At 68.6% G+C, this 8,271-nt stretch carries 5 protein-coding genes; all 5 read right to left on the bottom strand.

The window, feature by feature from the left end; all coding sequences use genetic code 11:
* Nucleotides 1-52 precede the first annotated feature (52 nt).
* From ACWF4Z_RS34655 to eccCa, 5 genes are read right to left on the bottom strand one after another with little or no spacing between them, the layout of a single operon-like run.
* The gene (locus ACWF4Z_RS34655) at nt 53-1,690 is read right to left on the bottom strand and encodes a hypothetical protein (RefSeq protein ID WP_452247436.1); all 1,638 of its coding nucleotides are present in this window, start codon (nt 1,688-1,690) and stop codon (nt 53-55) included.
* Nucleotides 1,677-2,057, bottom strand: a complete 381-nt coding sequence (locus tag ACWF4Z_RS34650; RefSeq protein ID WP_452247435.1) for a hypothetical protein — start codon at nt 2,055-2,057, stop codon at nt 1,677-1,679. The genes ACWF4Z_RS34655 and ACWF4Z_RS34650 overlap by 14 nt, the downstream gene beginning before the upstream one ends.
* Before the next feature lie 40 nt (nt 2,058-2,097).
* A complete protein-coding gene (locus ACWF4Z_RS34645) occupies nt 2,098-3,753 on the bottom strand; it encodes a hypothetical protein (RefSeq protein ID WP_452247434.1) in 1,656 nt (551 codons plus the stop codon).
* Between the two features lies 1 nt (nt 3,754).
* A complete protein-coding gene (locus ACWF4Z_RS34640) occupies nt 3,755-4,156 on the bottom strand; it encodes a hypothetical protein (protein WP_452247433.1) in 402 nt (133 codons plus the stop codon).
* Nucleotides 4,157-4,180: 24 nt separating this feature from the next.
* On the bottom strand, nt 4,181-8,137 hold the full coding sequence (eccCa, locus tag ACWF4Z_RS34635) for a type VII secretion protein EccCa (protein ID WP_452247459.1): 3,957 nt from the start codon (nt 8,135-8,137) through the stop codon (nt 4,181-4,183).
* Between the last annotated feature and the right edge of the window lie 134 nt (nt 8,138-8,271).

The following is an 8,271-nucleotide window of genomic DNA, read 5'->3' as shown; positions in this document are numbered from 1 at the left end:
GGTACGACGGAACACCCAGGCGCGAGTGTTCCGTCGTACCGGTCCAAACTGCTTATTTTGCTGCGGTGTGAGGCTTCACCACCTGGTCGGCCGACGGTCCGTCGACGGCCCACAGTTCCTCGTCGAGGAGTTGCAGGGTCTTCAGACCTTCGTCCTTGTTCTGCTTCGGCAGCTTGTTCAGCAGCAGTGGCAGGAACGGCTGGAAGTCGCCGTCCTCCGGTCGCGCCGAGCGGCCGCGCAGACCGGTCGGTACGCCGGGAGCCGGGCCGACCGGGGTCACCTCGACTCCGTCGACCACGTTCGTCTCGGCGCGCCTCCGACGACGAGCCCGCGACGAGTCGTCACCAGCGCCGAGCCCGGCAGCCGCACCCGCGGCTCCCATCCCCGGCACCATCGGACCGGTCGCGCCGTTCGTCCCGCCCGACGAGGCGGCAGGTGAGACCACTCCGTTCGGCGCGGACATCTGCGGCGCGTGGCTCTCGCTCATCGAGATGCTGCCGATCACCGGCTTGGCCGCTGGCTGCAGTTGACGGTCCGTGCTGCCGCCGATGTTGACCAGACCACCGGTGGTGATGTGGCTGCGAACACCGCCGGTCTTGCCGGTGCCGAAGGGGAACGGGCTCAGTTGCGAACCGTTCGTCACGGACTTTCCGGAGGTCCCTGCCCCGACCGGCGCGACCGGCATCAACGGCATGGTCGTCGGCGGCGGCTGGAAGAGGCCGGCCGGCGGAGACGGTGCGATCCCGCTCGACGGGATGGGAATCGTCGGACGCGCTACGACGCCGATGCCGGCCAGCCCGGTGCCGCCCTGCTCGTCGTCACCGCTGTCATCACTCCCGTCGTCACCACTGTCGTCACCGCTGTCATCACTCCCGTCGTCACCACTGTCGTCACCACTGTCGTCGCCGCTCTGATCGTCGCCCTGGTCGTCGCCGCCGTGGTCGTCGTTGCCGCAGCCGGACTGGTCGTCGCCACCCGACTGGTCACCGGACTGGCCGCCGGACTGGTCGTCGCTGCCGTCGTCCCCGGATCCCGAGGAGCCGTTGCCGTCGTTCCCGTCCGGCCCCTGGCCCGACGTGTCCGGCGGAAGCGCTGAGTTGTCGCTTCCCGTGTCCGCTCCCTGCGGACCGACCCACTGGTGACCTTCGCCGGCCTGCTGTACGACCTGGCCGGCCGACTGATACTGCTGACCCAGTTGGTTGAGCGCCACGCCGGCCTGCTGCACCACCGGGGTCAGCGCCTCGGTGAACGCGGGCATCAGCAGCAGGGCGGCCAGCGGTGAGCTCTGCAGGATCTGATTCCACTGCTCGATGCCCTGATTGAACGTCGACTGTGCCTGTCCGACAGCCTTTTGGGTGGCGCCGATCTGATCGATCGCCCCCGCGAGTGCCTGAGCCGGCGCATCCATTCGTTCGGTAGATCGCTGGACCGACTTCGTGCTGTTCACCACCGCGGTGTCGAACAGCGGTGCGTCGTGGCGTCCCTGCCAGGTTTGACGAACGTCGACAGCGGCCCGGTTGAAGTCGTCCGTACTCGTCGTCAAAGCCTCGGCGGCCGTCGGCCACATGTTCATGGCCGAGGTCAGGCTCTCCCTGGTCGCGTTCTCGCCCTGCGCGATCTCCACCAGCTGCTGCATCGCCTGCGCGAGGCCGGGCAGGTCGGAGCCGGTGATCTGGTCATACCCGGGCATCGTCGCCACCTCCGGTCAGGCGGCGCGAAGGCTTGGGCAGCGCCGGGAGCCCGGCGTCCATCGGCATCAGGTTCTTGAACGTCGTCAGCACCTCGCCCTCGGTCGCGTCGTACGTAGTGGCGATGTTCTGGACGCCCTGGCGATAGCCGTGCAGGCCGCGGTCGACGTTGTTCATGAAGCCCAGCACGTTCTCGGCGGCGGCCTGATGGGTGGTCTGCAACTGCACGGCCTCCGCCATCATGCTGCCGCCACCACCGGCGGCGGCCGCGAGCTGCGCGGTCCCGGCGGTCTCGACGCCGAGCGGCCGGTGCCCGAATCGGCGAAGCTCGTCGGTCAGTACCTTGATGTCTGACGTTTGGTCACTCACTGTTTCATCCCTTCGGTCTCTCGATTCCGATCCGCCCGGCTTACCGCGCCGGACGGCGGGTCTCTGATCTCTTCGCCGCGGCCGCCGGATCGTCGACGGTCCACAACTCCTCGTCGAGCATCTGCAGGGTTTCGGCGCCCTCGCGCTGCCGCTGCCGGTCCGTCGACACCGACGTACGCCCCGAGTCGGCCGTCGCCGACCGTCCGCGCAGCCCAGCCGGTACGCCGGGAGTCGGCGCATCGGCTCGTACTCGGCCAGGTCCACCAGGACGAGCCGCCCCGGTCCCCGGCCTGCCGCCCGTCGACGGTCCCGTGCCGCCACCACCCGCACCGGCCGTGCCCGGCGGCATCATCGGCGGCATGCCACCACCGCCGCCGGTGCTGGTTTGCCCGCCACCGGTGGCCGGACCTCCTGCCAGCGAGGGTGCCTGGCCGGTGGTCGATTCGGGACCGGCAGTCAGATTGCGGGCGGCCTGGGCGATGTTCTGGTCACTCTTCGGGATCGGCTTGCCGACTGCCTTCCCGCCTCCACCGATACCTTCACCGATCCCGCGAGCATTGGGGATCCCACCTCCGATGCCGCCACCTCCGCCACCACCGCCGAGCCCCGGGAACTTCCCGTTGCCGAGCCCGAGCGGATCCTTTGCCGAGGGCAACGGTGTAGGCAGCGGGATCCCGGCATCCGGTCCGGGTGTCGTCCACGGCGGAGGAACCGCTGGCGGCCCGGGCTGCGGCACCGGCAACTGCACCGGCGGCACCGTCACAGGATTCCCCGCCAGCCCAGTCCCACCCCCCGGCTGCTGACCTTGATCCCCACTCTGATCCCCGCCGGACGCCCCACCAGCTTGATCACCACCGGCAGCACCACCCCCGGCCTGATCACCACCAGCCGCGCCACCACCTTGCTGCCCGCCGGCACCACCCCCGCCCTTCTGCTCCCCACCACCCTGCTTCTCACTACCCCTCGGCTTCTGCCCAGGCCCCTTCTGCTGCGGCGCACTCCCAGGCCCCGGCGCACTCTTCACCGCCACATCCGGGTTGGCCGCCTTAGGCCCGACCCACTTCAGATTGGCCGTGGCTGCGGTGACCTCCGCTGCCACAGCCTGATAGGTCTGCCCGAGGGCTGTCAGCGCCCGACCGGAATCTTCGACGAGCGGCCGAAGCTGTTTGATCAAACTGTCCAGGAGGGCCTTCTGCTCCTCGGCCGTCCACGGCCGGTTGGCCATCACACCTTGAGCGCCGGTCGACATGAACGGCGACCCAGCGGTGAGCTTCGCGTTGTACTGCGCGATCGCGGCGTTGAATGCCTCCGCGTTCTTGTCGACGTCCGCCTTCGTCATGCCGATCCCGATGACGGCGCTCTGCACCGCCGGACCGGGCTGCTCCAGTTGCGGCACCGCGTCCGCCATCGACTGGACGCTCTGATTCCGGTACTGGTTGAACAGCTCGCCGTCCGCCGGACTCTTCCACCGGCCGAGCAGCGTGTTGGTCCTGGAGATGAAGACAGGCATGATCCCGGACTGCCCGGTCAAGGCCTGCGAGGCCTGCGAGAACATCTCCTGCACGCCCTGTAGAGCCTTGGCTGTCTGAGTCTGCTCGCTCGTGGCGGTGGTGACCATCTCCTGCATCGCCGCCTGGAGCCCAGGAAGGTCGATTGCCGTCACCACCTCGTACGACGGCTTTGCGGCGTCGGCCATCTCACTTGCCTCCCTTGCGGGCGTTCTCGACGGCCTGGTTCGCCTGCTCACGGCTGTCGGCCTCGGTGCCGGGGTTGCCGGCGCGCTGATCGATCGACGGCAGGTTGTCCGGCGTCTTGAGCTTGCGGAGCCGGTCGATCACGCTCGCCTCGGTCGAGTCGTAGACGTCGGCGATCTTGCCGATCCCGACCCGGTAGCCGTCCATCCCCTGCTGGACCGCGGTCAGGTACTTCAAGACGTCCTGCCCGGCGTGCTGGGCCGCGGCCGCGAGCTGCCGGGCCTCAGCCATCTGCCCGACCAGCCCGACGGTCCCGGCGGCTCGGCCGGTTGCGCCTAGGTCTACCTGGAAGTTTTCGCCGGCGAACTGTTTCAGGTCGCCGGTGTCGACGTCGACGTCGCTCATGGTCGTCCTTTCTGGCGGTTCGGGTCAGCTCGCCGGGGTTTCGGCCGGCGGGAGGGTCAGCTGGATGAGTTGGTAGACACCGCGGCGGTCGACCAGGAAGCCTCGGCCGGGTGGCAGGATCTGGGGACGGAGGTTGCCGAGGAGCGGGCCCTCGTTGCGGTCGCCGGACATCAGCAGCCCCGAGGTACCGATGTCGCGGAGGCGGGCCAGGAACGGTTCGAACAGACCGCGGCCCGCGCCACCGGACCGGCGGGCGACGATCACGTGCAGACCGACATCGGAGCCCTGGGCAAGGAACGGCAGCAGCGGCATCATCGCGTGGTCCTGGAAGGTAGCGACCATGTCGTAGTCGTCGACCAGAACGAAGACCTCAGGTCCCTGCCACCACGAACGATTCCGGAGTTGTTCCGGGGTGATGTCCGGGCCGGGGAGGCGCTCGCTGATCGCGGTGGCGACCTCCTGGATCAGGGTCGCCGAGACCTGCTGGTTGGTGCCGTACCCGAGCAGGTGGTCACCCTCGACACCTCCGAGCAGGCTGCGACGGTGGTCGATGACGACGAGCCGCGCCTCCTCCGGCGTGTAGATCTCCGTGAGCCGCTTGGCCACCGTGCGGAGGAATCCGCTCTTGCCCGACGCGGTGTCCCCGAGCAGCAGGAAGTTCGTCTCCGCCATCAGGTCCAGGTGGACCGCACTGAGGTCGCGTTCGGCCACGCCGATCGAGACACCCGCCTCCTGGCTGCTCGTCCCGTCGAGTTCCTCGAACGGCACCTCGCCGGGCAGCAACTTGATGTCCGGCGCCGGCTCACCCGTCCAGGCCGAAGCGACGTCGTTGACGAGCGCGGTCATGCCGGTGGCGACTCGTTCACCCGCCGCGTTGCTGAAGCGCGGGGCTCCCGTCAGGAACTGGTGTTTGGACGAAGTCACACCACGACCAGGTGCATGCTCCGGCACGAGAATCGCCGTCCGCCGATCGACGAACGAGTCGGTCGGGTCACCGAGCCGCAGCTCGAGCTTCGTCCCACACAGGTCGCGGATGTTGGTCCGCAGGTCGAACCAGCGGGCCGCGGCCAGCATGATGTGTACGCCGTACGCCAGCCCGCGGGCCGCGATATCGGCCAGACCCGCCTCCAGATCCTCGAAGTCGTTGCGAATCGTGAGCCAACCGTCGACCACCAGGAAGACGTCACCGAACGGATCCTCGGTAGCGCCACCGGCGGTCCGGAGCTCGCGGAACGACGCCATGCTGTCGATCCCCGCGGCCGCGAACTCCCGCTCGCGTCGGGCGATGATCCCGTTAACCTCAGCGATCGTTCGTCGTACGGCGTTGACGTCCTGACGGGACGCGACCCCGCCGACGTGCGGCAGGTCGCGCAGAGGTCCCAGCACACCGCCGCCGAAGTCGAGGCAGTAGAACTGCACCTCGCGCGGAGTGTGCGTAAGCGACAGGCTCGTGATGATCGCGGCGAGTGCCGTGCTCTTGCCGCTCTGCGGTCCACCGATCACCGCGACGTGGCCGGCCGCGGCCGACAAGTCGAGCGCGAGCGGATCGCGACGCTGCTCCAGCGGCCGGTCCACCCAGCCTGCGATCGCGGTCAGCTTGCCGGTCACCTCGGGGCCGCCGGCCATCAGGCCACGGGCCGGATCGACCATCGGGCCGGGCAGCAGCTCGTCCATTGCGGGCGATTCGTCGAGCGGCGGCAGCCAGACCTGGTGAGCGGGAGTGCCGTGGCCCTGGAAGCGGTCGACCAGGATGTCCATCAGCGTCTCGCCGATCGACTCGTCGTGCGCCTCCGAGACCTTTGTCTCCTCGTCCTCCTCGACGATCGGAGCGACGTACGCCGTCGAGTAGTCCATCAACTCCATCGACGTCTCGTTGCTCGGGGCAGCGATTCCGGTCGGCCGGCGGTGCACACCTGAGACGTACGCAGAACGGAAGCGGTCCATCGGATCCGTGCCGACGCGCAGGAAGCCGTGACCAGGTGCCCTGGGCAACCGAAATGCATCACTCACGCCGAGCACTGTGCGGCTGTCGATATCGGAGAAGGTTCGCAGTCCGATCCGGTACGACAGGTGCGCTTCCAGGCCACGCAGGCGGCCCTCCTCCAGCCGCTGGCTGGCGAGCAGGAGATGTACGCCGAGCGACCGGCCGACCCGGCCGATCTGGACGAACATGTCGATGAAGTCCGGCCGTGCGGTCAGTAGTTCGCTGAACTCGTCACAGATCACGAACAGCGTCGGCACCTCGGGCAGCGGCACACCCGCGGCGCGTGCCTTCTCGTAGTCGCGCAACGAGGAGAAGTTGCCTGCGGCCCGTAAGAGCTCTTGGCGACGCAGCAGTTCGCCGTTGATCGCGTCGGCCATCCGGTCGACCAGGTGCAGCTCATCGGCCAGGTTGGTGATCACCGCACTGGTATGCGGAAGTTTGTCCAGTCTGGTGAACGTGGCGCCGCCCTTGAAGTCGATCAGTGCGAAGTTCAGCGATCGCGGCGGGTGGGTCACGGCGAGCGCCAGTACCAGCGTCCGCAGCAACTCACTCTTGCCGGAACCAGTTGCCCCGATCAACAAGCCGTGCGGTCCCATGCCGTCCTGAGCGGATTCCTTCAGGTCCAGCTCGATCGGCAGGCCGTCGGCGCGGATGCCGAACCGGACGCGGAGTCGATCACGGTTCGGGCGGGGCAGCCAGGTGTCCTCGGGGTTGAAGTCGTACGGGTCCGCGAGGTCGAGCAGCTCGGCCAGTCCGAGGTCGGCACTCAACGGCTGCTCGCCGCGAGCACCCGCAGTCAGCCGCAGCGGCGCGAGCTGACGCGCGAGCCCTTCGGCCGAGGTCAGGTCGAACGCATCCGCCTTGCCCAGCACGGATTCGCCGTCCATCGTCTCGCTGACGATCGTGCCGACTTCGTCGAGGTCGAGGACGACGGCGCTGCTGTCGATGGCCCGCGGAGGCAGCGTGCTGAGATCCAGGACGGTGACACCCTCCAGGCCGTTGCCCGTCAGCAGGTGATCCGAGCCGGCAGTGTCGCCACCGTCGAGTACGACGACAATGTGCGGTCCGGCGACCCGACTCTGCACCTCCGGGTCGAACCGCGGTCGACCGGTCAGAACGTCCTCAAGCATCGCCTCGATCGCGGTGATCGCCGGCGCCACCAGGCGCAGTGGCCCGAGGGCGTCGCTGCGTTCGGGGTGCAGGCTGTGTGGCAACCATTTGGTCCACTCCCACTCGGCCCGCGTGTCGTTCTCCGCACAGACGGCAATCCTGAGGTCGTCAGGTGCCTGCAGTACGGCGAGTTGCGCCAGCAGCGCCCGAACCATCGCCATCGACTTCTTCCGGTCGCCCGGCAGATAGATCCGGCTGAACCCGTTCACCGCGATCGCCAGCGGGAGGTCCGGCACACTCGAGTAGGTGGAGAGGAATCGTCGCAGGGCAAGGGCGGACAGCGGCTCGAGTCGTTCGAGCGGCTGCGTGTCCGGCGGGACCAGCACGGTGGCTGGGCCCTGCGGGCCGACGCCGATCCTGCCTACTGAGAAGTCACCGTCGTCGCGGCGGCGCTCCCACAACCGGTAGCTGTTCGCCAGCGACCAGAGGCTGTCGGGGTCGGGATGCACGTACCACAAGGAGTTCCGCTGTTGCTCGACCGTACGGCCGAGGCGCAGCCGCTGCTGGGCGAGGTGACGCAGGTAGGTGCGGCGAGCCTGGCCCATCTCCTGCTTGCCGCCGCCGGAGCGGGTCACCATCCCCATCACGATCATGCCGACCATCGCAACGCCGAAGAGACCGAAGATGACGAACCGCATGCTGCCGCCGCTGATGCTGCCGGAGAACATCAGCATCATCGCGCCCATCATCGCGACCATCGGCAGGATCATCAGGGCCTGCGCCCATTGCCGGCCGGACGCCTCGGGCACCTCCGGCGGTGCCTCCAGCATCAGTTCGCCGGCCGGCATCTCCGGACTCGGGCGGCGCATCGGCCGCCGTACCACCATCGTCGCCACCACGGACCTCCTGTCGGTCGGCGCGTTCTCCCGCACCGGTTCCGACCTGATCATCACGCGCCTGAACGGCGTGGCCGGCGCGATGGCAGGAACGTGTCGTCACGACATCGGGCGGCGGCCGGCTG

This window comes from Kribbella sp. NPDC055071, assembly GCF_053608045.1.
The sequence above is the reverse complement of the archived record's forward strand: the minus strand, read 5'-3'. Positions and strand labels throughout refer to the sequence as shown.

What these genes read in the sequence shown, in the direction of transcription:
- ACWF4Z_RS34655 (WP_452247436.1), bottom strand. Translation starts at nt 1,690, where the DNA reads ATGCCCGGGTATGACCAGATCACCGGCTCCGACCTGCCCGGCCTCGCG.
- ACWF4Z_RS34640 (WP_452247433.1), bottom strand. Translation starts at nt 4,156, where the DNA reads ATGAGCGACGTCGACGTCGACACCGGCGACCTGAAACAGTTCGCCGGC.
- ACWF4Z_RS34645 (WP_452247434.1), bottom strand. Translation starts at nt 3,753, where the DNA reads ATGGCCGACGCCGCAAAGCCGTCGTACGAGGTGGTGACGGCAATCGAC.
- eccCa (WP_452247459.1), bottom strand. Translation starts at nt 8,137, where the DNA reads ATGGTGGTACGGCGGCCGATGCGCCGCCCGAGTCCGGAGATGCCGGCC.